This is a genomic window from Candidatus Manganitrophus noduliformans (genome assembly GCF_012184425.1).
In the GTDB taxonomy this organism is placed as follows: domain Bacteria; phylum Nitrospirota; class Nitrospiria; order SBBL01; family Manganitrophaceae; genus Manganitrophus; species Manganitrophus noduliformans.
In genome coordinates this window covers 490,044-513,584 of the sequence record NZ_VTOW01000001.1, presented here as the reverse complement: position 1 = coordinate 513,584, position 23,541 = coordinate 490,044, and the positions used below count along the sequence as shown (strand labels likewise).

The window sequence follows — 23,541 nt, the reverse complement described above, 5'->3', positions numbered from 1 at the left end:
ATGAAATGCTCTGAGCAGATATGGAAGAAAATTTGTGAACCACCTGAGACGGATCTTTCGTTTTGGACCGGCCAACGAATAATGTTGTAGGAGGAGATGCTGATGAAGAGCCGAGTCGGAAAGAAGTCCCAACGACATTCACTATAGGCTAAGTCGTATTATAGTCAACTCGTTTGTTTTTGTCAAACGCTATTTTCCGTCAAGGTTCGGCTTCATCGCTCTCCCCTCTTTCTCACTAGTGATTTGACATTTCATGGGAGGATGGTATATTGATTCCGTTTTCCAAATTGATGGAGGGGAAATCGATGAGGCAACGGCGGTTCTTTGTCGAGGGGATCATTGCTGGGGTCACGATCTTGTTGCTGGCGAGTTGCGCCGGTCACAAGGCCAAGCATGAGGAACCGGACTGGGTTCAAAAAGGAAACGGCGCTTTTCTCGATAACGATCAAAAGGCCTTCTATGGGGTGGGCGCCGTCACGGGGGTGAAGAACAAGCCGTTGGCAAAAACGGCCGCCGACAACCGGGCCAGAGCGGAAGTTGCAAAAGTATTCGAAACCTACTCCGCCTCCCTGATGCGCGATTATGCCGCCTCCACCACGGCCGGCGATTTCAAGAAGACCAGCGAGGAGCAGAACATCGAGCAGACGATCAAGACCTTCTCGGCCACGACCCTCTCCGGCGTGATCATTATCGATCACTGGACCGATCCCGCCGATGGAACGCTCTACTCCCTTGCGCGGCTGGACCTCGATAAATTCAAGGACAACATCCAACAGGCCCGAGAGCTGAATGCCGCGGTCCGCGATTACGTCCGAGAAAATGCGGAGAAGGCCTTCGAGGCGCTCGACAAGGAAGAAGAGAAACATCGGTAATCTCTTCGGGCCGATCCATTTTCCGATCCGGATGGTATCGTGCTGCAATCCCCCATTGAGAAAGGAAAGAACCATGATCAAGAAAGCGCTCTTTTTAATCCTTACAGCCACGGCACTCACCGGGATGATCTCTTGCGGCGGAAGGACCGTTTCCCGCGTCGAGACCGATACGGTTACAGACCTTTCGGGCCGCTGGAACGACACTGACTCCCGCCTGGTCGCCGAAGAGATGGTGAAGGATTCGCTGAACCGTCCTTGGGTCGACAATTTTATGAAGAAGCGCGGAACGGAGCCGACCGTCATCGTCGGGACGGTGGTGAACCGCAGCCACGAGCACATCAATGTCCAGACCTTCGTTAAAGACCTGCAGCGGGAGCTGACCAACTCCGGACGGGTCTCCTTCGTCGCCGGCCAGGGAGAGCGCGAGGAGATCCGGGCAGAACGGCTCGACCAGGCCCAGAACTCGTCGGACGAAACGGCGAAGGGCCCCGGGAAAGAGATCGGCGCCGATTATATGATGATCGGGACGATCAACACCATCCTTGATGAAGCCGACGGAACCAAGGCGGTTTTTTATCAGGTCGATCTCGAGATGGTCGATATGGCCAACAACAAAAAAGTGTGGCTCGGCCAGAAGAAAATCAAGAAAATCATCGAAAAAAGCCGGATCAAGTTCTAGGGATTGATGTCTCATGCATCCTTCCCCCCTATCTTCATCAAAATGCCGGACGCTCACGGCGCGATTCTTTAAGCTCGGGACCCTCTTCTCACTTTTGCTTTTGACCGCCTGCGGTCCTTCGCTCCGCCACCAGCAACTGGTGGAGCAGCATCTTCGCTCTCATCGGTATGCCGATGCCGATGCCGTTGTTGAGAAAAACAAGAACGACTACGGCGATCGCAATCGTCTTCTTTATTATCTCGATCGGGCTTTTCTCCTCCACCTCTCCGGGCGCTACGAGGAGAGCAACCGTTTTTTTGAACAGGCCACTGCCGAGATCGACCGGCTCTACACGCAAAGCCTCTCCACCCATGCCGGCGCGATGCTGACCAACGATAACCTTCTCCCTTACGAAGGAGAAGACTTCGAAACCGTCCTCATCCATCTCTTCTCGGCGCTCAACTATGCCGCCCTCGGCCGATGGGACGACGCGCTGGTGGAGGCAAGACAGGTCGATGCCCGCTTGAACCTGTTGAACGATCGGTACACGCAGAAAAACGTCTATAAGGAAGACGCCTTCGCGCGTTACCTATCCGGAATTCTTTATGAAACACGGGGAGAGTCCAATGACGCCTTCATCTCTTATCGAAAGGCCTATGAAGCATTCCAAGCATACAAAAAAAATTACAACACGCCGGTTCCTTCCCGGCTGGGGCTCGATCTGATCCGGATCACAAACACCCTTCATCTGCCGGAAGAACGGGAGGAGTATCAGCGGCTTTTTCCCGAGTCGGTGGAGGGCGCTTCCCGAAAATCTTCGGATCAAGAAGGCGAGGTTGTCGTAGTCACCTATGAGGGGCGGTCGCCCGTGAAGGAAGATTACTTCATCGATGCGCCGGTCCCCGATGGAGGGGGGGGCCTCTACCTGGTTCGGGTGGCGCTTCCCCGATTTGTCCCCCGCCCCTCCCAAGTCGGCTCGGTGGAGGTGACCTTCCGGCAAGGAGAGACCCTCCTTAAACAGAGCGCCGATGTGATGGAGGATATCACCGCCCTGGCAAAAAAGAACCTTGAGGACCGGATCGCCCGAATCTCTTCCAAGGCGATCGCGCGCGCGACGGCCAAATATGCCGCGGCCCGGACCGCGAAGCATCAGGCGAAGAAAAAGGGAGGGGAAGGGGCCGAGATCCTGACCGACTTTCTGACCAACGTCTATTCGCTCGCCACCGAGCAGTCGGACAAGCGGAGTTGGCGGACCCTCCCCGCCAAAATCCGTCTGGCGCGCGTTTCTCTTCCTCCGGGAGAATGGGAGGTCCGGATCGCCTACTACTCGAACCAGGGACATCTGATTGAGGAGCGCCCGATTCCGCCTCTAAAGATTGAAAAAGGGAAGCCGCAGTTTTTGATCGATCATCTCCTACAGTAACGCCGATTGAGGAGGACCTATGAAACGTTTCACCCGGTTTATTCTGCTCTTGGGCAGTATGGTACTCCCTCTCTTCGACATGACGGCAATCGGTCTCGCTGCCGAGAAACCCGACTGGGTCGACGGACCCAGCGAAAATTATCCCGAGGCATCTTTCCTGATCGGCGTCGGCTCCGGCGATACCCGGCAACGGGCGGAAGAGAGCGCCTATGCCGCGCTGGCCCGCATCTTCCGGGCCGAAATCCGCTCGGCCACCCACGAGCGGGAAGATTTCCGACAGACCGAAAAGGGAAAGCGGATCGAGATCGATCGGACGATTGACCTGCGAAACCAGACCGAGGTCTCCACGCAGAAGGTGCTCGAGCAGGTCCGGATCGCGGAGCGATGGACCGACTCCGTCTCTAAAGTCCACTATGCCTTGGCGGTGTTGGACCGGGCGAAGAGCGCTTCGGCGCTCCGCCGGAAATCGCTCGACGCCGAAATGGAAGCGCGAGAATGGGAAGCGCGGGCGAAAAAATCGGCCGACCCGCTTGAGCAGGCGCGGGCCCTCCACAAAGCGCTGCGGGCCGCCCGGCAGACCGAGATCTACGAGTCCGATCTTCGCGTGATCCAGCCGACCGGCCGGGGGGAGGGCCTCAAGGTCAGCGCCGCCGCCCTCGATGACCAACTGAAGGCGCTTTTAAGCCGCTCCTTTAAAGTGGATGTCCAGATCGACGGTCCGCAAGCGACAGCCGTTCGCGATGCCATCCTCGCCGGACTTCACGACAAAGGGTTCATCGGAGGGGGCGAGGGCGACCTGCTCATCAAGGGAAATGTCGGACTGGAAGAGGCCGATCTGAAAGACCCGAAATGGCACTATATTCGGTGGTCCGCCGATTTGACACTCACCCAAAAGGAGGGTCAGAAAGAGTTCGGCCGCATTCAGCGGTCAGGGAAAGAAGGCCATCTCACCCCCAAAGAAGCGGAGCGGAAGGCGCTGTCCGCCCTCCAAAAGGAGCTCTCCGAAACGGTTGGCGAGAGCGTCTTAAAGCTCATCTACGGAGAATAAATCCATCCAGGAGAGGACCGGCTCAACATATTGAACCCCTGCATCAAATTGCATCGGAAGCGTCGAGCATGTTAAAGTAATAAAAGTTCTCAGCCTCACTGTTCGATAGCGCCTAATGTCACTTCAAAAGGAAAAGCGCGATGAAGGTCGCCGGTATTCTCATCGGGATGGGCATCCTCCTCCTCGTGTTGGTCCTTGCCTCTATTTCCCGAATGAATACGATCCGCTCCGAAGCCAAGGCCGCGCGCGCGCGACAGGCCCCCCGGATCGTCGTGCCCGCCCCGGACCCCGCCCGATTCAATCATTTGAGAATCGCCAAGCTCGGGAGAGACGGCGCGCCGATGGTCTTCATCCGGGGAGGGACCCTCTGGAGAGGGGCCAAAATAGAGGGAGAGTTCGATGAAAAGCCGGCGCGCGAGGTGACGATCAACGCTTACTTCATCGATCTTTATGAAGTCACCAACGCCCAGTATCAGCAATTCGTCGAGAAAACCAACCGCCACCGGCAGGAGGTGATGGTTTTTTTTGATGATGTCTCCGTCTTATTCCAACCGAATCATCCCGCCGTCGGCGTCTCCTGGTTTGATGCCGACGCCTATTGCGCCTGGAACGGAAAGCGACTCCCTACCGAGGTCGAGTGGGAACATGCCGCCCGCGGCGAGGAAGAACACCCTTGGCCTTGGGGAGGAGATTACGCCGACGGTTATGCGAATGCGCGCGGCGAAGACGACGGCTTTGCCTATACCGCCCCGGTCGGAACCTTCGAGGCCGGCCGGAGCCCGTTCGGCCTTTACGATATGTCCGGAAACGCCCTCGAGTGGGTCTTCGATTGGTATGATGAATTTTATTACAAAGACGGGCAGGTCACCCATCCGAAAGGGCCCGAGGTCGGCATGGCCAAAGCGGTGCGGGGAGGCTCTTGGGACAATGTCGGAAGCGACGTCCGGACGACCAAACGTTATGCCGTCGCTCCGTACCGAAAAGAGGCGACCATCGGTTTTCGCTGCGCCATGGACGCCCCGGACGCCCCCCCCTCTCCAGTCGCAACCACCTCGAAAGAAACCTCTCTCAAGAAGAATTAATCCCGCTCTCTAGTAAGCTAGACCCGGAGATGGATCGATCGTCTCGGCGAATTTTCCTGTACCGGAATAGATACGCTAAATATACTTAGTATCTTGTAGGGCCGGATTCTGCTTGACTCGTCGACGGCGGATTGGTTAGTGTACAGGGTGGCTGAGTGATACCATCCCCGTCTAACCCTGACGGGACTTGATCTGGGAATGCCCGAGCGGCATGGATGTTTGATTCAGATTAAGCGCAACGCTCATCCTCGCGAACACCCAAAATCATCTATAGTCACTAACATCAAAAATTCTCTTCTCTAAACCGATGCCGCGTATATCGTATATAAAGACGGGCCCTGTGGACCGGGAATGACAAAAACCATTTTACAGATTGATCTCAGAGACAACCGCGCACATCCTGACCCTTGCTCCAATCTGAAGCAAATCATCACAGAGCACCTCCCCGGGGAACGGGTTCAACTGATCGGCGCATCGGCCCTCCCTTCACCGGAGGCGTTGTCGATTCGGGCGCCGCACCTGATCTTACTTCAATCTTCCTCGGAAAAGATCGCTGCAGAAGCGGTCTTCTCTTTTCGGCGGCTCGGCTACTTTGTGCCGGTCCTCTGGCTCTCCTGCCAGGGTCCCTTGATTAATCTTGCCCCCTTGAATCAAGTCCTTCAGGTCGCGGACGATTTTCTCTTCTGCCCTTTTCAGCCGGGCGATTTGATCGCCCGCATACAAAAATGGCTTCAGTTCGAAGACCGGAGCGCCGCCGAGCGGCTGAAGATCGATCTTGGCATGGGTTCTCTCATCGGCGAGAGCGATCCGTTTGTAAAAGCGCTTCGCCAGATCAGCCTCCTGGCCCGATGTGATGCGACCGTCCTCCTCTCCGGGGAGACGGGAACCGGAAAAGAGCTCGCCGCTCGCGCGATTCACTACCTGAGCGCCCGCGCGGGGGGCCCGTTTATTCCGGTGAATTGCTCCGCGCTTCCAGAAACCCTCCTTGAAAACGAGCTCTTCGGCCATACCAAGGGAGCCTATACCGACGCCTCGCTCCCGCAGCGGGGCTTGATTGCAGAGGCGGAGTCGGGCACCTTGTTCCTCGATGAAATCGACGGGTTGAGCCTGACCGCTCAAGCCAAAATCCTCCGCTTTCTCCAGGAAGGGGAGTATCGGCCGTTGGGGGGACGACAGCCGCTCCAGGCCGATGTCCGGATCGTGGCGGCGACCAATGCAAATCTGGTCGAGAAGGTCAAGGCGGGAACGTTCCGTGAAGACCTCTACTTCCGTCTGTATATTCTCTCGCTCTCTTTGCCCCCGCTCCGAGAACGGTCAGAAGATATTCCGCTGCTCGCCAAGTACTTTTTAAAAAAATATTGCCGGCGCTTCCGAAGCGATTATAAAATCCTCTCACCGGCGGCCCTGATGAAGCTCTCCTCCTACGCATGGCCCGGCAATGTCAGAGAGCTTGAAGCGGTGATCCAGCGTGCGATTGTCCACTCTCCGGTCTCTCTGATCCAGGCCGAGGAGATCGACCTTCCTCACGCCGAAAATCCCCCCAGACGGGGATATCCCTTCCGGACGCTCAAACGACGGGCGATCGACACCTTTGAGAAATCCTATCTCTCCCAACTGTTGATGACCCACCGCGGAAACATCTCCCGCGCCGCGAAAGAGGCGGGGAAAGATCGAAGGGCTTTCCGGCGGCTGATGGAAAAACATGGCCTGATCCGACAGCAGTTCATCAATGCGGGGCAAGGCGACGCCCAGGTGATTTAGGCTCCCACTGCGCCCCGCTCCCCGTCGATTTTTTTCCCAGGGCATGGGCGAAAAAAGAATACGATCGCATGGAGGGCTCAGTTCTGGGTAGCGGGTGTGATCTTCTTTTCACGACGAAGGTTGCGCCAGCCCGAGAGATCTGCCGAGGAGATTGCCCTCCTCCACAACCGACACGGTCACCGCCTCGCTCCCCGGCCTGACGGCGGATTCGATACAAAAGCCGGTGCTGGGCGGTCACGCTGACCTACCAGGACCTCCGGACCCGAAACGCGTTCTCTGTTCTGATCTCTCTAAAAGGTCTCGGCAAGACCGGATAAGCCGGTTCACTTCGCTCTTCTAAGGTTTCGCCAGGGAGCCTGCCCTGACCCATCGAGACGTTTGATTTAAATTTTCCCGGCGCCGGGAAAATAATTCCCCGTTGTGCCCGAAGAGAATAGACCTTTGGCAAAAATGCCTGATACCCGGGCTGGTATCGGATTATCAGGGCAAAATGGCAAGTTAATCATTAGCCGGATCGTACGTGACGCGAAGAAAGGAAAAGGGGCCTGCCTGCGTAGTTGACTTTCGAAATCGAATGCGCAATTTGTAGACCTGGCCCGGTCGCTTGAAAAAACCGGGCTGCGGTCCTTCGCCGCCGCGCCCGGCTCGGGAGAATCCGCATTGACCGCCCCCTCATCGTCCACCCGGGTGCTGTTTGTCTGCATCGAGAACGCCAATCGGAGTCAAATGGCTCAGGCCTTCGCGCGTCTCCACGGCGGTCCGACCGTCGAAGCGCACAGTGCGGGCTCGAACCCTTCCGGCCAAATCAACGCGAAGGCCGTTGAGGCGATGCGCGAGTTGGGCTACGATCTGAACACCCACGAATCGAAGTCCCTCGCAGACATTCCCGACGTGGAGTACGACGTCGTTGTAAGCATGGGATGTGGGGACGCCTGTCCCTCCGTGCGAGCCGTGCGCCGCGAAGATTGGAACATTCCCGACCCGAAGGAGTTTTCGCCGGAGCGGTTTCGGGAGGTGCGAGATTTGATTGAAGCGAAGGTCAAGGATTTACTTGCAGGTCTTCGAATTCAGCGCGGCGCGGTCTAACCGTCGGTTGGAAGCGTCTCATTTTAGGTCGGCTCGCCTCGATCATCGGGCGCGCAGAGAGCAGGTTAATCGATGATAGGCCAGTGGATTCTCATCACAACCGGAGCCGTCGTCATCAGCGCTGCGATCGCGGTCTTGATCGGACGGGCCCGCGAAACCGCCCAGGCCGAGCAGATGGCGGCAGCCCTCATCGAGAGCGCCGGCCGGCTGGCGAACGGGACCGTCGATTTTGGCACCTTCTCCGAACTCCCGCCCCCGGTTGCCCGTTTTTTCCGGCACGTTCTGACCAACGGCCAGAGGTTGATCAAAGCAGCGACGTTGCAGCAATCGGGTCTGCTGAGAACCGATCCAGCCGCCGAAAGTTGGTCCCCCTTCACCGCAAGCCAACTCGCGGTGCCAGGCGCCGGTTTCGTTTGGAACGCCAAGGTCGAGATCCCTTTCGCCGCTCATATTCGTGTCCGGGACAGCTACATCGCCGGTGTCGGCTCGGGCCGCGTCACTTTCTTGTCGGCCTTTGCTGTCGCCTCGGAAGCAGGCGCACCTGAATTGAATTCGGGCGCGTTGCACAGGTACCTGGCCGAGGCGGTCTGGTTTCCCACCGCCCTCCTGCCCCAGTCCGGGGTGGTGTGGCGTCCGATCGACGATCACTCGGCACTGGCCACGCTCACAGACAGGGGAACGACGGTGTCGTTGGAATTTCGTTTCAACGAAGTCGGAGAGGCGACGGGTATCTACAGCGCCGGTCGTTTCGGCAGATTCGGCGGCGAATATAAGCAGGTCCCATGGCAGGGCCACTTTCGGGACTATCAAGTCCAAGCAGACATGCGGATCCCCCAATATGGGGAAGTTGGCTGGTACGACGACGGCGTTCTACAATTGGTCTGGAAAGGACGCGTCCTGAATGCGCAGTATGAGCTTGAGCCGTAAGGCGATTGTTCACGCGGCCGGTCCGCCCGCCGACGGAGCGCCGCACCGGCGCGCTCGTTCGTCAGCCTCCATTGCGAGGAGTCCTTTCGGGCCCCCTCGCTTCAGGCACGATTCGAAAGGAAGGAGAAATCAATGCATCCGAAGGTCGTGATCCGGGGCGAGACAGCGGCGGATGTCGACGCGATCCGGGAGGTGACCGTCTCCGCATTCAAGACCCTGGAGATCAGCAGCCACACGGAGCAGTTCATCGTCGCGGCGCTCCGCGCCGCCCAGGCCCTCGCCGTCTCGCTGGTGGCGGAGGTCGACGGCCGGGTCGTCGGACATATCGCCTTCTCGCCGGTGACCCTCTCGGACGGGACGAGGAACTGGTACGGGTTGGGACCGGTGTCGGTGTTGCCGGAGCACCAGCGGCAGGGTATCGGCAAGGCGTTGATCGAGGAAGGTTTATCCCGGCTGAAAGGCCTCAAGGCGCGAGGGGTCTGTCTGGTGGGGCATCCGGAATACTACAAAAAATTCGGGTTCAAGAACGCCCCGGGACTCGTGCACGAGGGGGTGCCGCCGGAGTTTTTCTTCGCTCTCTCTTTCGACGGACAGATCCCGCAGGGGACCGTCACCTTCCATGAAGCGTTCCACGCGAAGGGCCAAGAGGGCGCCGGCAACGATTGAAAGCCCCGACCTCTCCAAAGATCGCCCCAGCAAATTAGCCCGGTCCTTATTGATCGGCTTCACGATCTTCTGAGCCGGGTGTAGCGCTCCCTTCCGGACGGTCCCGGCCGGCCAAACCCCCACCCCGATTGGTCCCTCGAGAAACCCGGATTGATTTTTCACGAATCCGCGGATATACTCGCCCCCGTTATGACCCGAAGAGAATCGCCCTTGGGCGAAAGTTTCTGAAAGACGGCACCCCACTGGAATATATGCTGGTCAATATCCGCGACTGGTGCAAAAACGACTTTGAGGTCGTCCACCAGCTTCGAATCAACACTGACACCAGTTTTCAACGCTACGACCTCATTCTCCTGATCAACGGCCTGCCACTTGTGCAGATCGAACTGAAGTCGCTACAAATCAGCGCCCGCCGCGCCATGGAGCAGATCGTCGAGAGAATATCTTTATCTGGTGTTTCTTTCTCGCCGTCGCCCAACTGGCCGTGGATCAGCAAGAGGCCTATCGCTGGGTCAAATATATCTATATCGACGACCCCATCTCCTCGCTGGATGACAACAACGCAATCGCTGTAGTCTGCCATCTCGCGCAACTGTTGAAGGGTGCCAAGGGGCAAATCAAAGCCGTTGTCTCCTCCCACCATGCCCTATTTTTTAATGTGGTATGGAATGAGCTGAATGAAAGACGAAGGGATAACCCGCTTCAGCCTCTATTCCTGAATAGTAAACCGGACGGAACCATCACGCTCTGCGATACCAAGGACACACCCTTCTTTCATCATGTCGCGTTGCTAAAGGAGTTGCATGAGGCCGTGGAGTCCGGCCAGCTCTCTACCTACCACTTCAATGTGTTGCGCAGCATTCTGGAAAAAACAGCCTCATTCCATGGGTTCCCGAACTTTTCCGCTTGCATTAAGAAGGACAAAAACGATGAGGATGGCCTCCTGTATGCACGCATGATCAACGTCCTGAGCCACGGCAATTATTCGCTCTTTGAGCCCCGCGAAATGCTGGAAGAGAATAAGCAGTATTTTACAAAAATCTTAAACGACTTTATGGCGAACTATCGGTTCAATCCCGAGCTGTTCCCGCAACACCCGGAGGAGACAGCAGTATGACAAAAGAAGAGCGCAACCAACTTGGAAAGACCCTCTGGGACATCGCCGATCAGTTGCGCGGAGCAATGAATGCCGACGATTTCCGTGACTATATGTTGTCGTTCCTGTTTTGCGATATCTCTCCGACAATTACGAATCGGCAGCGCGGAAGGAGTTGGGAAGGGACTATCCCGCGCCTGCAGAAGGCGAGCGGCGCGCGCCGCTGGCGATCTGGTACGAATCGAATGTGGAAGATGTCCCCGCTTTTGAGAAGCAGATGCGACTTAAGGTGCACTATGTGATCGAACCGCCATATCTGTGGAGCAGCATATACGAAATGGCGCGCACCCAGCATGACGACCTGTTGGACACGCCGTGGAAGGGTTTTAAGTATATCGAAGAGAAATCCTTTGAAAGCACATTTCAGGGTCTGTTTTCCGAGATCAAGCTACACTCCGAAAAACTGGGAAAGACGGCCAAACTGCGCAACGAAAAACTCTGCGCCATTTATAAAGAAGATCGGCGACGGCATTGCCCAGTTCAGCACCACAACTGATATTCTCGGCGATGCCTACGAATACCTGATCGGCGAATTTGCCGCCGGGTCGGGTAGAAAAGCGGGTGAGTTCTACACTCCCCAGCAAATCTCAACGATTCTTTCCCGAATCGTTACCCTGGACAGCCAGGAACCGGCCACCGGGAGAAGGAAAAAACTTAACAAGGTATATGACTTCGCCTGTGGTTCCGGCTCGCTGTTGCTCAACGTACGCAAGCAACTTGGTAAGGACGGTATCGGCAAGATCTACGGCCAGGAGAAAAATATCACGACTTACAACCTGGCACGCATGAACATGCTGCTGCACGGGGTGAAGGATACTGAGTTCGAGATTCACCACGGCGACTCGCTGCTCAACGACTGGGATATCCTCAACGAGATGAATCCAGCAAAAAAAGTGCAATTCGATGCCGTGGTCGCTAATCCCCCTTTCAGCTACCGTTGGGAGCCGAACGACGCGTTGGGCGAGGACTTCCGCTTTAAGAACTACGGCCTTGCGCCGAAATCCGCCGCCGATTTCGCATTTTTGTTACACGGTTTCCACTTTTTGAGTGACAATGGTGTGATGGCCATTATCTTGCCGCACGGTGTGCTGTTCCGGGGCGGCGTGGAAGAACGGATTCGGACCAAACTGCTCAAGGATGGCCATATCGACACCGTGATTGGCTTGCCCGCCAATCTCTTTTTCTCCACCGGCATCCCGGTTGTATTCTGGTGCTCAAACGCTGCAAAAAGCCGGATGATGTATTGTTCATCAACGCCAGCGAACATTTTGAGAAGGGCAAGCGTCAGAATCGCCTGCTGCCGGAACACATCGACAAGATTGTCGACACCTACCAGCACCGGAAGGAAGAGAGCCGCTACGCCCGCCGCGTTGCAATGGAAGAGATTGAAAAGAACGACTACAACCTGAATATCTCGCGCTACGTCAGCACAGCCACAGCAGAGGAGGAGGTCGATCTCCAAGCGGTGAATCGAGGCTTGGTTGAGCTGGAACAGAAGATCGCCGCCGCCATCAGCCGCCATAACGAATTTCTCAAAGAGTTGGGGCTACCCCCATTGCCGCACACAGAAAAGAAGCAGTAATTCCGCAGAGAGAAAAGGGCCACCCATTAACAGTCGAAGTCAAGAGTGAAAAAGAGATCCCTCCTCTATTTTAGGTTAACAGAGTATCCAACAATACATATTCGGGATTCACACTTTGATCGCTGCGTCCGTGGCTTCGTCGGTTCGAAGTCGTCTCATTCTCAGAATGATCCGCTTCAGTCACCCATCCGGATCTAGCCTAAAACCATAAACAGTCTTCTCTTAGGCCCAAACAGTTGTTTGACTGTTCCAGAAATCATTCGGTTCCATGCCGTGTCCACTCAGATTGTTTACAGGCTCCGTTCCCAAGGCGCTGGGTCGGGCCAACCCCTTCTGGCTCATGGCATGGGCGGATCAAATGGAATTCCTTTAAAGCGGGTTGAAGCGGCTCCCAATCAGATCTGATGGTTCGACCAACCCCTATTCTGGCTCAACCGCCTCAACCCTTTCCTTCTACTTGTGAAATAAACGTTCTGCGTCAAATGCGGGCGGATTCCGGGGACACCATACTTAATTATTGACTCCTCTTAGGCGAAGGGTTGCCCTGCCGTCATGGTTAGAATCGCACGGGTCATCGCGCCCGGTATCCCCCACACATCACTCAACGCGGCAACCGCCGGCAACAGACATTTTTTCACGATGAGGATTACCAAGTTTACATTCGACGGATAGCCGAATGGTGCTCTCGTTTCAAGTTGGTAGTCTGGCATACCGCCTTATGCCGAATCATGCCCAGATGATTCTGGCCCCACATGAGCGAACGGGACGCCCACTTGAAGGCGAAGGGTTTTATTTCCAAGCCTAAAACCGTATCCTTTCGTCGTCGAAGACCAGGGGTAAAGAAAAAGACATCGAATTAAGTATGGTGTCCCCGGAATTACCCCGGTTGCGCTGATCGGGGCGGCAGCGAAACAAAAAACCGTCTCGCTCTGCAAGAGTCCCCCTTCACCATTCCGATTTTAAAGGCACCCGTTTTGCAATAGCCACGGATGGACATACGCGCCGTTTTCGCGTCGTCGCGGTAAAGGCTCTGCCTCCACAGTTCCGGGGCCTCCCGACCTTCTCCGAAGCGCGGCGCCGAACGACGGAGGGACTATGGATCAGCAAAAACAGAGGATGGGGATGAGCTGGGGCCGATTCGCGGCGATGATCGCGACCTCGACCTTCATCATGTTCTTTTTGATGTACCAACTTGTCTACTCCCTTGACCACGCAATGTTCAGTATGAACCGGCTGATCGCATCATTGGTGATGGGGTGCGTCATGACGGTCGTGATGTTGAGCTTCATGTGGGCGATGTACGAAGGGATCGGAACCAAAATCGCCGTTCTCGCCGCGGCCGCCCTCGCCGGCGTCCTCCTCCTCTCCGTCAACCGGAGACAGGTCTTGATCGAAGACGTCACCTTCATGAAGTCGATGATCCCCCATCACTCCATCGCGATCAACAACGCCCGGAAGGCGCGCATCAGCGACCCCCGTGTTCGGGAACTGGCGGACCAAATCATTTCGTCGCAGGTTCGTGAAATCGCCGAAATGGAGCAGCTCATCGACGATATCGGGCGCCACGGCGAACGGGGCACGGCCGCCCTTCCCGCCCGTGCCGCGGAGGTGACCCCCGAGATGGAACGCGAAATCAGGGACGCCGTGCGGTGATCCGCGCGCCGGGGTCTCGCGCTTCGGCGAGCGGCCTGCGCGAAGAAGTCGTTCGCCCTGCAAACGGCCTCAGGTCAGCGGCGCCGGCGGCAGGGGTGGTCCCGGCGGGGTGATCGGCGTGTTGACGACCATCACCGTTTTGGTCCAGGTGTCCAAGAGGGTCGCGATCGCATCGGCTTGCTGGGCCGCCGTCTTCTTATCGGCCACCCCCGATGTAAAGAGCGCAATCAAAGCGGCGGAGAGGACCCCCGGCGGGGCGACGGTGACCACGCCGGCCATCGTCGGCGGCGCCGGAGGGGGCGGGGCTGCAAAGGCGATCGGCGGGGCCATCCAGAAGGCGACGAAGGCAAGGTCCATCGCAGAGGCCAATCCGGAGACCGCCGCCGGAGGGGGCACCCCCTTCGCCGCCGTGAATCCGGCCGCCAAGGCGCCAGCGAGCGCGGTTTGGGCCGCCGTGAGCGAAGGGGGCAGCGGGGTCGTCGCTCCCGCCTGGGCCCCCTCCGCATATTTCTTGTAAGCCTCGGCCCACTTCTTCCCCGCTTCGGTCTCGTCGGGCGGAAAAACGATCTCCCCCGGTTGCGCCGGATCGTTTCCTTCGAAGATATCCTTGAGGCGGTTGGAGAGGAGGGTCTTGTTCAGCGGCATCGGCTATTCCGCCTTGAGCACCTTCGTGATCGACTTCGGATTGGTGGTGGAAAGCACCACGGGCGGCCCGGTCGGCCCGACCCCGCTCGGATGGGTGTGGGTATCGAATATCGTCTGGACGAAGGTTTTTGTCGCCAATTCCTCCGGCATCTCGGACGCTCCCTGAGCGATCACCGAATCGGCCTGGATCGTGATCTTCTGGCCGCTTCGATCGATGACAATCTCGGTCCCCTCCTTCGTTCGAACCGTGATCGACTCGCTTCCCGAGCTGTCGTTGATGATGATCACATTCCCCGACGGCGTCTTGATGACCTGCTGCTGCGGGTACGATTGAAGCGCCTCCTCGGGGAGTTCGCTCTGCCCCCCCGGCTTCCCCCAACTGCAGCCGGTCCAGAGCGGATGGTCGAGCTCTCCTTCGATAAACTCCACCCAGACCAGATCTCCGACCTGCGGCATGAAAAAGAAGCCGATTCCCGCCCCGGCATACGGGACGGCGGGCCAGGCCCAGCCGCTCACGGCGTCCGCGAGAAGACTCGGCACGGTCACCTTCAGCCGTCCGAGCTGTTCCGGATCGTTATTATCCTGAACGAACCCGCGATACTTTCCCCAATATTTCCCTTCGGCCCGCTCGACATACCGGGCCATTCTTTCGTCCATCGCTAACCTCTTCCCATTGGAAAATGATAAATGGAAAACGGCAAATGGAAAATAATCATTTTATTCTCCTCGCTATTCTATGGAATCGGCAGCCCGATCCGCAACCGTTCCATCCGCAGATCGGCTTTCCGGACGTAGATGATTTCGACCTGCAGCGTGCTTCCTTCGCTTTCTGCGGCAACGGAGACCTGATCGACTTGAAGCTCGTCCCCCAGATAGCGCTGGAGCGCCCGGTTGACCATGAACTCGGTCGTCGCCGCCAGGATGTCGTTGTTCGGATCGAAGACCAGATCGCGCAAGCGGGTTCCGTACTCCGGCAGGTTCACCCGCTCCCCCGGCGACGTCAGAAGCAGTTGGAGGATCTTCCCCCGCAGCAGCGGATCGCCCCCCTGGGCGTAGACCCCGCCGGTCCCATCGATCCGGAACGGAAAGCCGAGCCCGCTCGGAACTGACGGCGGCCCGCCCCCTCCGGGGGAGGTGAAGATCGGCGCCTGAACCGGCTGAACGAAAAGAGGAATCGTTTTCGAGGGAAGACTGTAGGCGCCTCCCCGCCGGGCGATCACCGTGAAGTAATAATGCCCCCCCTCTGCAAAGCCGGGGATCAACGCCGAGGTGACTTTGAGATTCCCGGCGCGAAGCGTCCGGAAGGGATCGAGCGGGTCGGGGCTGGAGAAGAGGTCAAACGCGATTTTTTGCGCTTCGATGTCGTCGGCGTAAGTCCACTCCAGCAAGACCATGCCGGCCCCCTCGTCTTGGCCGGTCAGATCGGAAGGGGATGTGATCGGCGCGCCCAAGGGGGACAACCCCAGATCGGCGAACGTCCCGATGCAGAAAAAGCACGGCTCAAATCCCTCGGCGACCGCCTGCCCCGCCGTATCCGGGGTGAAGGACTTCTGCATCAAAATTTCCGAAATCTGGCACTGCGCTTTCTGGTTCGCCAGATCGTGAAACTCGTTGCTCTTCAGATTGCCGAGATAAGGGGCCATTATTTTTTCTCGCCGCGCTTGGTCCCGATGAGATTTTGGACGGCGTAGGCCCGAAAGGCCCGGAGCCACTCGGCATCCGGAGTGTCGGCATTTTTCAACACCCGCTCCAGCGCCGCCGGGCCCTCCGCCGCTAGCCCCCTCACGACGGGACCGGGGGCCGGCCGTTTCAGATCCTCCAGGCCCTTCCGGTTCGAGAGGAGCTTTTCGATCTTCGTCCGGTCGGTCCGCGAAGGTTCTCCCTCATAAGTAATTGAGACCCGCCCCTGCCGGACCGCCAGCCCTTTCACCCCCGGAACCTTTTCCTGGACCGCTTTCAACACCTCGCTCAACGGCACCCCCTCCGGGTTCTCGCGGCTCTCCACCGTCACCGGCAGCTCGACCTCCGCCAATTCAACATGCTGCGCCGGTCCGGTGATTTTTTTGATCGGCACCGCCCCCTGGATCAGCTGCTGGCCGACCGGGTTCTCAAGAAAGGGCCGAAGCGGCTCCAGGTCTTTTTTCGTAAAGATGTAACGTCCGGGCATTGAAAACCTCCATAATGAAGCTTTCAGCATTCAGCTAAATCAAAGGATTTTCTGTTTAAGCTGATTGCTGAGCGCTTATTTTACTCAAAAACTCTTCTTCAACTCTAACACCGTCAGACGCATGTTCACCAGCTCCACGCTGAAGCCGTTCTGGTCCACCCGGGCGAAAAGCTGGACCGACGTCGGGACAAAGCTGTTCGGCACAAAGAGGAATCCGGCGTCGCTGTTGACGAAGAGCATCTGGATCGGGATCTCCACGCCGGTCTGCTTCCGCCGGAGCGGGATCTTCATCGTCTTGTCCTGGATCTTCCCCTTGTCCGGTTCGGTCGTCGGATCGGTCATCTCGTCATTGTAAAAAGCGGCCCGGATCTCCAGGTGCGAGTTGTTCGGCACCGCCCCGGTAAGGAAGAGCTCCCCCGACCAGAAGACCAAAAACTTGCTCCCCTTCGAGGCCGGAGGAAGGACGATCCCTCCCAGGAAATGATCGGTATCCTCCCCGGTAAAGGCGGAAAGATCCGCGATCGGCTTATCGACGGTGGAGGCATTCCCCGCCCGCTGCCGTTTGTCTTGGAAATCGAGGATCTTGTCCGGCTCGGGCGCATCGCCGTCGCGGGTCAAGATCGCGAGCGGCGCATAGTAGTGCCGGACACCGTGCGGCAGCACGAAGCTCAACGGCTCGATCCGGGTCTCCGGGTTGATCCCCGACGGCTCATCCCCGGCGAGGAAGCGGGTCTTGAAGATCCAGTCATCGCCCCGGCGCATCTGGTTTCCGCCGAACCGGATCGCCACCCCGTCGTTCAACGGGATCGCCGCGGAAACCGTCGAATCGGCTGGGTCGGCGGGGATCGGAACTTTAAAGGCGTTCCACCGCGCGATCTTCGGCCGGTCTTCCATCGAGAACCCGGTGAAGTTGAGCACCTTCGACGCCGCCGGCAGCAGCGAGAGCTGCCCGCCGACCGGATCGTTCAGCGTGATCACATTTCCGAAGACCGATTGGATTTGGTGCATCTCGCTTCCGAACTCTTTCGAGATCAGGATCAGCTCGCCCGGATGAAACGCCGACGCATCTTCGACGACGACCTCCTTCGATCCCGCCGGGATCGGCGCGATCACCCGCCCGATCGTCGAAGCATTGTCGTCCGACCAGCGGAAGGTCGCCGTGCCGATGTTGCCCGCCGTATCGATCTCGATTCGATAAAGGCGGTTCGCCTCGCCGGTGTAAACCCCTTCCGTCGCAAGGGTCCCCTTCCCGATCCCCTGCCCCTCCGGAAGCCCCCCTCCCTGATTCACCCGGACCCGGTATTTCACGCGAAGGCGGGTCGTCGTGTCGGGGCCGCCCAGGGCGATCTCGCGGATCTCGGGATCTTCCACATAGGTTACCGGCTCCTGCCAGACGTCGAGGTAGACCATGTCCTTCCGAACCTCCCCGGCGGGGGGAGACGCCAGCGACGGATCGTTCGGATCGGCCTGTTCGGAGTAGAGGGTGTCCCTGACCAGGACGCAGGGAAACCCGGCGACATACATCCGTCCGGCGTTTTCAATGCTGGGATGGGTAAACTCGAACTGGGTGTTCATCAGCTCCAGAAGATTGGCCAGCCCTTCGTCCTCTCCGCCGCCCCCTCCTCCGCCCCCCCCCTCCTCTTCTTCCTCGCTCAGCGCGCCGAACATCCCGAAGAGGGAGAAGATCCCGAGGAACTCGGAAAACTCCGAGCCCCGGATAATGAAGTTGTTGACCCCGATCGTCTCCAGAAGATTTTCGCCGGCGATTCGAAGATCGTCGAAATCCCACACCAACGGGTTCGTCCCGTCTTGGTAGACCTCGAAGCCGTATTTCCGGATCTGCGTCAGATCGGCCGGGGTGCCGGTCGGAAGCTCGAATTTGACGAGCGCGGCGATCAGGTCGGCCGGATTGATCGGCGGAATGGGGGGCTGGGCCGGCGCGGGATCGAGCACTTGCAATGTAAAAACCTTCGTCGCGACCACCCCGTTATTGTCGACCGCCTGGACGGTAAAGGTGGAGCTGCCGGCGGTGGTCGGGGTGCCGCTGATTTTTGCGCTCTTTGAGTTGTCGCCGCTGCCCGACGGCGCCAAGGTCAAACCCGCCGGCAGACTCCCCGATGAAACCGACCAGGTGATCGGGGTCGCCCCGCCGAAGCTGAAGATCGTCCCCCCGCTGTAGCTTTGATTCCGCCCCGCGTCGGGAAGATCATCGGTGGTGATGTGGAAGCTGACATCGAGGGGGGCGGCGAACCCGGCCACCCAGACCTCTTTGGCCGCCCCGCTGTTCTGTGTCAACCAGACGGTCCGGTTGCCGTCGTCGTCTTCGAGGAAAAACTTGATCGTCCCGGCCGACTGCTGGTTCAACCGGTAACGGAAGGTGAGGACTTCATCCGCCGAGAGGTCTTTCAGATTGGTGAAGGTCTTGGTGATCGTGACCGTCCCGGCATGGCCGGAGAGCCTCAAGAAACCCTTTCCCTCGTAAGGGCCGTCTTTTCCGATCCGCAGGGTCCCCTGCGGGGAGGAGAGGATAAAACCTTCGAGCGACTCCATATCGTCGAACTTCTTGCCGGGAAAGTTGAGGAAGAAAAGAAGCGGGCCGAAGATCATGCTGAAGATGAGCCGGATCGCTTCAACCATGATCGCGCTGCAGACCTCGCCGGCGCACTGCTCCAGGTTAGGACTGCCTCCCCCCGGCGGGGTCGCTTTCTCGACCAGCGTTTCCATCGGGAGGGGGAAGATCGGATCGACGGCAAACCCCCGATTGGGACTCCCGTCGCCGATCGCCTCGCGGCTCATCCGCCGGAGGAACGAGACGAAGATATCCTGGTTCTCGTTCCAGTCGGCGTCGAGGATCACCCGCCCCTGCTGGAGGTAGACCCCCAGATAATTTTTAAGCTCGTTGAAGCTGTCGCGCGAAATCGATTGGGTCATGCGTTCTCCAAATTGTAACTGTAGGGGCGAATCTTGTATTCGCCCTGCATTTTGCGTTTTTCCCGGCGAGAGAGAGGGCGATCACAAGGATCGCCCCTACGAAACCAACACCGCCGGATCGACCTTCGGGACCCGTGTGTCGATCGGGACCGGGACCACCCCCGCCGGCAGCAGCTTCGGCGAGCGCTGCAGGAAGCTCGTCAGCAGCTGCGCTTCTGCTTCCGTCTCCTCGTCGCTATAGTCGACGGTGATCAGATCGGCCGGCGAAAAAAATCCCGCCGGGAATTTGAACCGCCCCCGGTCGACATCGACCGCCAGCCGGCCCGGCGTCACCGGGGTGGCCGGATCGCCGAGATCCTTCTCCTCGGCGACGAGCGTTCCACTCACATCGATCCCGTTCCGGTAGACCCTCCACCCGCGCGCCGCGCCGTGAAAATCGGCCAGGGCCGCCCCAAGCCGCCGCTTGACCGAGATCGGCATTCCATCCTCCCCGTCTCGCAGAACGATCATTTTCCCCTGCGGATCGAACCCGAAGAGCGCATGCGCCGTCGCCGAGAGGGCCGCCGGCGCCCTGCCGCGATGGTTCTGAACCGGCGCCAAAAGGTAATCGACACGGATCTGCTCGGCGGCGATTCCGAGCCCGGCCAAATCGAGCTTGAACCGCCCCAACTGCGGGTCGACTGCGACCTGGTCGGGGGCAAGGATCATCGGCGCACCGGCGGGCGTCATTGGATTGGAAAAATCGGAGAGGTCGGCGGCGCGCAGCGTGACCGCCGGCTGGAAATCGGCGCTGCAAATATCGACGCCGCCGACCCGGATCGTAAACCCGCGGGTCGTCCCGCAATATTCTGCCGCCGCCGATTCCAGCTTCCGCCGGGTGAGGGGCGCGCCGTCGATCCCGTCTTGCAATTGCAGCGCGGCCCCGGCGGTGTCCCCCACCCCCAGAAGGCGTCCGTCGAAGGTGAAGTTCCCGCTCTCCGAATCGGGGGGCAAGACATTCGGCCGTTGATTCTGCATGCGCCGTCCGAAGGTAAAAAAGAAACCCAAGTTGTCGAAGTGGTATCGGCCGAACCGATCAGTGGGCCGCCGCGGGCGGCGGATGTCGAGGGTGTGGGGGGCCGCATCGTCGCTCCGGTTCAGCCGCGCGATCTGTTTCGGATCGCGAAGATCGAACGTCTGGACCGCGACCGAAGCGGGAACCAGCACTTGAAAATCGACCCTCAGGTTTCCCGCCAAGGGAATCGGCGAGACGATCTTGAATCGCCCCAGCTCCGGATCGATCGCAATCTGATTCGGCAGGATCGTGAGGGCGATGCCGCTCGGCATTTTGGGATTGGCAAAGTCGATCAGGTCGGCGGCCACCGCGGTGAATGCGGGGACCGAATCGGGAAGGAAGAGATCGGCGCCCCGGTCTCTAATCGCAAAGCGCCCCTCGATCCCGGCATACGCCGCCTCCTGCCCGAAGAGCGCGTTCCGCGTGATCGGCCGGCCGGTGATCCGGTCGAAGAGGGGCTGGCGCTGCTGATCGGCCCGGAAGAAAAAATTCCCGCTCCCCGGCGGCGCTTCCCCGACCGGCTGGTCCCGATAAGGGATCACGGGGTTGAGATCGGGAACAAACGGAACTTGAGCGACCTTTTGGGAAAAATCGATGACGGCGGTCCGCCACGCCGTCACCCGCTCCGCGAAGAGGGCGATCGGATCGTGCAGCCCCTTCGACCGGTAGAAGGCGAAGGCCTCCTCCACCTCGGTCCGCTGCGCCCGCTCCGGAAGGGTCGGATCGATCTCCACGCCGATCAGCGCCCCGATCAAACCGATGAACGGCTCGCGGCTGTTGTCGATGAAGAGATCTTCATAAAGCTGCGCCACGCTCACCTCCAGCTCGTCGAGCGGGAGGGAGGCGATCTCCAGGAAACGGCGCAGCTCTCCCTTGGCGTCTTTGTCGCGGTAGATCCCCGGAAGGAGTTGATAGAGAAGCTTCGGGAAATCGACGCTGGGGGAGAGAACCGGGTCGCTCATCGAATGCCTCCAAAGAGGTTCACGGTCAGAAGCCCTTCGTACGCCAATTCATTCTCCCCGATCGGGACATCGGCGAAGTCGCACCCCTCATGGTGGGTCGCCGGCGGCAGGCCGCTTCGCGCCAGCCGCTTCAAGAGAACATAGGCGACCCCTTCGACCGGATGGAGCGCCGCAAAGACCTCTCCGACCCGAATCGGCTGGCCGAACGCCAGCCGGGCGAAACTCAGCAGATCGTGGAGGATCTTGAAGATCTCCTTCCGGACCCGCTCCTGCCCCGCATCGGCCTTCAGATAAACATCGACCGCGACATCGACCGGCACATAGGTCGGATCGAGAACATCGACCCCCGCCATCCGGTTGACCGGCTGGCGCGCTTCAAGATGCCCCTTGAGCGCTTCCTTCAACGCCCCGCTTGCGAACGGGGGCGGGATCACGGTCGGATTCTCCGGCGCGATGTAGACCTGGACCACCTTATAGCCGCCGCGAAGCCCCACCCGTGCTTTCGCCTTTCCGACGCCGGGAAACGCTTTCGCCAGCAGCTCATAATCATGGAGCGTGACCGCCCGCTCCTGCGCGATGATCGATCCCGGTCCGGAGATCTTCGCCTCTTCGGTCGTCTCCCGGTCGGCCCCCCCCTCTGCGTTGAAAGGGTTGGTGATCTGGGTGATCTGGGGAATGGCGGTGAGGGCGACCGTCAAGGTGTCGGAGCCGACACTCCCCTCGCTCCCCAGCCCGATCCGGTAGACCCCCTTCACCTCCGCCCCGGCCGGAACGACGCTCCCCCGCTGGCCAGTCCCGAAGGTGATCGTGAGGGTGTCGTTCTCATCGATGAAGGTGACATAGTGCAGATCGGACGGCGTGCTCTGAAAGAAGGTCTCGACCTCGTCCCAGAGGACGCCGTCGACGCGGACCTCCAGCTCGGGCCGCGACCGCCGCCGGGTGAACGGCCCCATCTTCACCAAATGGGTCACCGGTTTGCGCGAGAGGGTCATCCGTTGTCCGGGGGCACCGTCGCCGATGAAGAGCGGCTCGTCGAAGACCGACTCGCCGTGCGTGGCGACGATGTTGTTCCCCTTCAGCGTCGTCTTCGCCGGATCGAACGGCTCCGGAAGGGGGGGAAGCCAGGTGATCCGATCGACATCGGCCCCCGCCGGCTCGATTTTGATCATTTCGAGCATCGGCGAGCGCCGGATTTTAAACGCACCGTCGGGCTGCTGACGTTTTTCTTCGAAATAGAGCGCCATCCCTTCGGCAAGCGCATGATCGGTCCGCCGAAGATCGATCGACTGGGTCTCCGCCGCCAGGGCCGTCAGGCCGACCGCCGAGATCGCCAGATCGATCCCGCTGTTCAACTGCTTCAAGGAAAATTCCTGCGTGACCTCGAAGTTCCGGTCGGGCTCCCCCGGCACCCCGGCGGTCTTGAGCCGATAGGGGAGCGCCGTCCCGCCGACGGTCACGTCCGCCGAGCAGTCGAAATGGATCCAGACTGACGCCGCCAGCCCCGGATCGATCCGATAGTCGATCAGACGGAGCAGCTCCACCACCGAGCGCCGCTGGGTCGCCGACGGAAGATACGCTTCGTTCGCGATCCGGTCTTGATAATAGCTGAGAATGTCGGCGACGTAGGCGTAAAGCTCGATCAGGGCGACGCCGAAGTCGCTCTCGCTCCGGTCGGTCCAATTCGGCAGCAGCAGGGGAATTTGATTGAGCATCCCCTGCCGGAATCCTTCATAATCCTTCGTCACGTAATCGATGACGGGACGGCGGCGAAGGGTGGTGATTTTGGGGGGCTGAGGTCCGGACATGTCGTCTCCAATCGTAGGGGCGAGGCGGTGCCTCGCCCTTCATGTGGGCGACCCGTCGGGTCG

General features: G+C 59.1%; 17 protein-coding genes and 4 pseudogenes. 14 read left to right on the top strand and 7 right to left on the bottom strand.

The annotated features are described in order from the left end of the window. Positions 1-305: 305 nt before the first annotated feature. The 14 genes and pseudogenes from MNODULE_RS02435 to MNODULE_RS02375 all read left to right on the top strand — a co-directional run bounded on the left by MNODULE_RS02435 (position 306) and on the right by MNODULE_RS02375 (position 13,914). A complete protein-coding gene (locus MNODULE_RS02435) occupies positions 306-872 on the top strand; it encodes an LPP20 family lipoprotein (RefSeq protein WP_168057896.1) in 567 nt (188 codons plus the stop codon). Between the two features lie 73 nt (positions 873-945). Continuing rightward, complete coding sequence (locus MNODULE_RS02430; RefSeq protein ID WP_168057895.1) at positions 946-1,551, top strand: penicillin-binding protein activator LpoB; 606 nt, start codon at positions 946-948, stop codon at positions 1,549-1,551. 13 nt (positions 1,552-1,564) lie between these two features. Then, positions 1,565-2,953: a COG3014 family protein gene (locus tag MNODULE_RS02425; RefSeq protein ID WP_168057894.1), complete on the top strand. Its 1,389-nt coding sequence runs from the start codon at positions 1,565-1,567 to the stop codon at positions 2,951-2,953. 19 nt (positions 2,954-2,972) lie between these two features. Next, positions 2,973-4,001 (top strand): LPP20 family lipoprotein, encoded by a 1,029-nt coding sequence (locus tag MNODULE_RS02420; RefSeq protein ID WP_168057893.1) that lies wholly within the window; start codon positions 2,973-2,975, stop codon positions 3,999-4,001. 140 nt (positions 4,002-4,141) lie between these two features. Further along, positions 4,142-5,083 carry a formylglycine-generating enzyme family protein gene (locus MNODULE_RS02415; RefSeq protein ID WP_168057892.1) on the top strand — a complete coding sequence of 314 codons (942 nt, stop codon included), beginning with the start codon at positions 4,142-4,144 and terminating at the stop codon, positions 5,081-5,083. Positions 5,084-5,434: 351 nt separating this feature from the next. Then, positions 5,435-6,844: a sigma-54 interaction domain-containing protein gene (locus MNODULE_RS02410; protein WP_202882092.1), complete on the top strand. Its 1,410-nt coding sequence runs from the start codon at positions 5,435-5,437 to the stop codon at positions 6,842-6,844. 660 nt (positions 6,845-7,504) lie between these two features. Beyond that, the gene (locus MNODULE_RS02405; protein WP_202882091.1) at positions 7,505-7,930 is read left to right on the top strand and encodes an arsenate reductase ArsC; all 426 of its coding nucleotides are present in this window, start codon (positions 7,505-7,507) and stop codon (positions 7,928-7,930) included. Positions 7,931-8,002: 72 nt separating this feature from the next. Further along, positions 8,003-8,857, top strand: coding sequence for a DUF6920 family protein (locus tag MNODULE_RS02400; protein ID WP_168057891.1), 855 nt, complete (start codon positions 8,003-8,005; stop codon positions 8,855-8,857). A 132-nt stretch (positions 8,858-8,989) separates the two neighbouring features. Beyond that, complete coding sequence (locus MNODULE_RS02395) at positions 8,990-9,523, top strand: GNAT family N-acetyltransferase (protein WP_168057890.1); 534 nt, start codon at positions 8,990-8,992, stop codon at positions 9,521-9,523. A gap of 227 nt (positions 9,524-9,750) precedes the next feature. Next, a pseudogene (locus MNODULE_RS25380) lies at positions 9,751-9,960 on the top strand (type I restriction endonuclease); the annotation flags it as partial. Then, positions 9,960-10,640, top strand: a pseudogene (locus tag MNODULE_RS02385) (AAA family ATPase); the annotation flags it as partial. The pseudogenes MNODULE_RS25380 and MNODULE_RS02385, both read left to right, overlap by 1 nt. Beyond that, positions 10,637-11,175 (top strand): annotated as a pseudogene (locus MNODULE_RS25375) (type I restriction-modification system subunit M N-terminal domain-containing protein). The pseudogenes MNODULE_RS02385 and MNODULE_RS25375, both read left to right, overlap by 4 nt. Continuing rightward, positions 11,129-12,261 (top strand): annotated as a pseudogene (locus MNODULE_RS25370) (type I restriction-modification system subunit M). The pseudogenes MNODULE_RS25375 and MNODULE_RS25370 overlap by 47 nt, the downstream one beginning before the upstream one ends. Before the next feature lie 1,095 nt (positions 12,262-13,356). Next, the gene (locus tag MNODULE_RS02375; RefSeq protein WP_168057889.1) at positions 13,357-13,914 is read left to right on the top strand and encodes a DUF305 domain-containing protein; all 558 of its coding nucleotides are present in this window, start codon (positions 13,357-13,359) and stop codon (positions 13,912-13,914) included. Positions 13,915-13,983: 69 nt separating this feature from the next. Here the strand turns inward: MNODULE_RS02375 and MNODULE_RS02370 are convergent, their stop codons facing one another. The 7 genes from MNODULE_RS02370 to MNODULE_RS02340 form a co-directional block, all read right to left on the bottom strand. Next, positions 13,984-14,559, bottom strand: a complete 576-nt coding sequence (locus tag MNODULE_RS02370) for a hypothetical protein (protein ID WP_168057888.1) — start codon at positions 14,557-14,559, stop codon at positions 13,984-13,986. Positions 14,560-14,562: 3 nt separating this feature from the next. Continuing rightward, a complete protein-coding gene (locus MNODULE_RS02365) occupies positions 14,563-15,216 on the bottom strand; it encodes a phage baseplate assembly protein V (protein ID WP_168057887.1) in 654 nt (217 codons plus the stop codon). A 77-nt stretch (positions 15,217-15,293) separates the two neighbouring features. Then, positions 15,294-16,202 (bottom strand): GPW/gp25 family protein, encoded by a 909-nt coding sequence (locus MNODULE_RS02360; protein WP_168057886.1) that lies wholly within the window; start codon positions 16,200-16,202, stop codon positions 15,294-15,296. After that, complete coding sequence (locus MNODULE_RS02355; RefSeq protein ID WP_168057885.1) at positions 16,202-16,726, bottom strand: hypothetical protein; 525 nt, start codon at positions 16,724-16,726, stop codon at positions 16,202-16,204. Before MNODULE_RS02355 ends, MNODULE_RS02360 begins: the two co-directional genes overlap by 1 nt. Positions 16,727-16,810: 84 nt before the next feature. Further along, positions 16,811-19,657: a DUF6519 domain-containing protein gene (locus MNODULE_RS24415; RefSeq protein ID WP_202882088.1), complete on the bottom strand. Its 2,847-nt coding sequence runs from the start codon at positions 19,655-19,657 to the stop codon at positions 16,811-16,813. Between the two features lie 96 nt (positions 19,658-19,753). Further along, positions 19,754-21,673, bottom strand: coding sequence for a hypothetical protein (locus MNODULE_RS02345; RefSeq protein WP_168057884.1), 1,920 nt, complete (start codon positions 21,671-21,673; stop codon positions 19,754-19,756). Then, positions 21,670-23,478, bottom strand: coding sequence for a putative baseplate assembly protein (locus MNODULE_RS02340; RefSeq protein WP_168057883.1), 1,809 nt, complete (start codon positions 23,476-23,478; stop codon positions 21,670-21,672). Before MNODULE_RS02340 ends, MNODULE_RS02345 begins: the two co-directional genes overlap by 4 nt. Positions 23,479-23,541 lie beyond the last annotated feature (63 nt).

Excerpts from the sequence above, each read along its gene's own strand:
- MNODULE_RS02435 (WP_168057896.1), top strand. The coding sequence starts at position 306 with ATGAGGCAACGGCGGTTCTTTGTCGAGGGGATCATTGCTGGGGTCACG.
- MNODULE_RS02430 (WP_168057895.1), top strand. The coding sequence starts at position 946 with ATGATCAAGAAAGCGCTCTTTTTAATCCTTACAGCCACGGCACTCACC.
- MNODULE_RS02425 (WP_168057894.1), top strand. The coding sequence starts at position 1,565 with ATGCATCCTTCCCCCCTATCTTCATCAAAATGCCGGACGCTCACGGCG.
- MNODULE_RS02420 (WP_168057893.1), top strand. The coding sequence starts at position 2,973 with ATGAAACGTTTCACCCGGTTTATTCTGCTCTTGGGCAGTATGGTACTC.
- MNODULE_RS02415 (WP_168057892.1), top strand. The coding sequence starts at position 4,142 with ATGAAGGTCGCCGGTATTCTCATCGGGATGGGCATCCTCCTCCTCGTG.
- MNODULE_RS02410 (WP_202882092.1), top strand. The coding sequence starts at position 5,435 with ATGACAAAAACCATTTTACAGATTGATCTCAGAGACAACCGCGCACAT.
- MNODULE_RS02400 (WP_168057891.1), top strand. The coding sequence starts at position 8,003 with ATGATAGGCCAGTGGATTCTCATCACAACCGGAGCCGTCGTCATCAGC.
- MNODULE_RS02395 (WP_168057890.1), top strand. The coding sequence starts at position 8,990 with ATGCATCCGAAGGTCGTGATCCGGGGCGAGACAGCGGCGGATGTCGAC.
- MNODULE_RS02375 (WP_168057889.1), top strand. The coding sequence starts at position 13,357 with ATGGATCAGCAAAAACAGAGGATGGGGATGAGCTGGGGCCGATTCGCG.
- MNODULE_RS02370 (WP_168057888.1), bottom strand. The coding sequence starts at position 14,559 with ATGCCGCTGAACAAGACCCTCCTCTCCAACCGCCTCAAGGATATCTTC.
- MNODULE_RS02365 (WP_168057887.1), bottom strand. The coding sequence starts at position 15,216 with ATGGACGAAAGAATGGCCCGGTATGTCGAGCGGGCCGAAGGGAAATAT.
- MNODULE_RS02360 (WP_168057886.1), bottom strand. The coding sequence starts at position 16,202 with ATGGCCCCTTATCTCGGCAATCTGAAGAGCAACGAGTTTCACGATCTG.
- MNODULE_RS02355 (WP_168057885.1), bottom strand. The coding sequence starts at position 16,726 with ATGCCCGGACGTTACATCTTTACGAAAAAAGACCTGGAGCCGCTTCGG.
- MNODULE_RS24415 (WP_202882088.1), bottom strand. The coding sequence starts at position 19,657 with ATGACCCAATCGATTTCGCGCGACAGCTTCAACGAGCTTAAAAATTAT.
- MNODULE_RS02345 (WP_168057884.1), bottom strand. The coding sequence starts at position 21,673 with ATGAGCGACCCGGTTCTCTCCCCCAGCGTCGATTTCCCGAAGCTTCTC.
- MNODULE_RS02340 (WP_168057883.1), bottom strand. The coding sequence starts at position 23,478 with ATGTCCGGACCTCAGCCCCCCAAAATCACCACCCTTCGCCGCCGTCCC.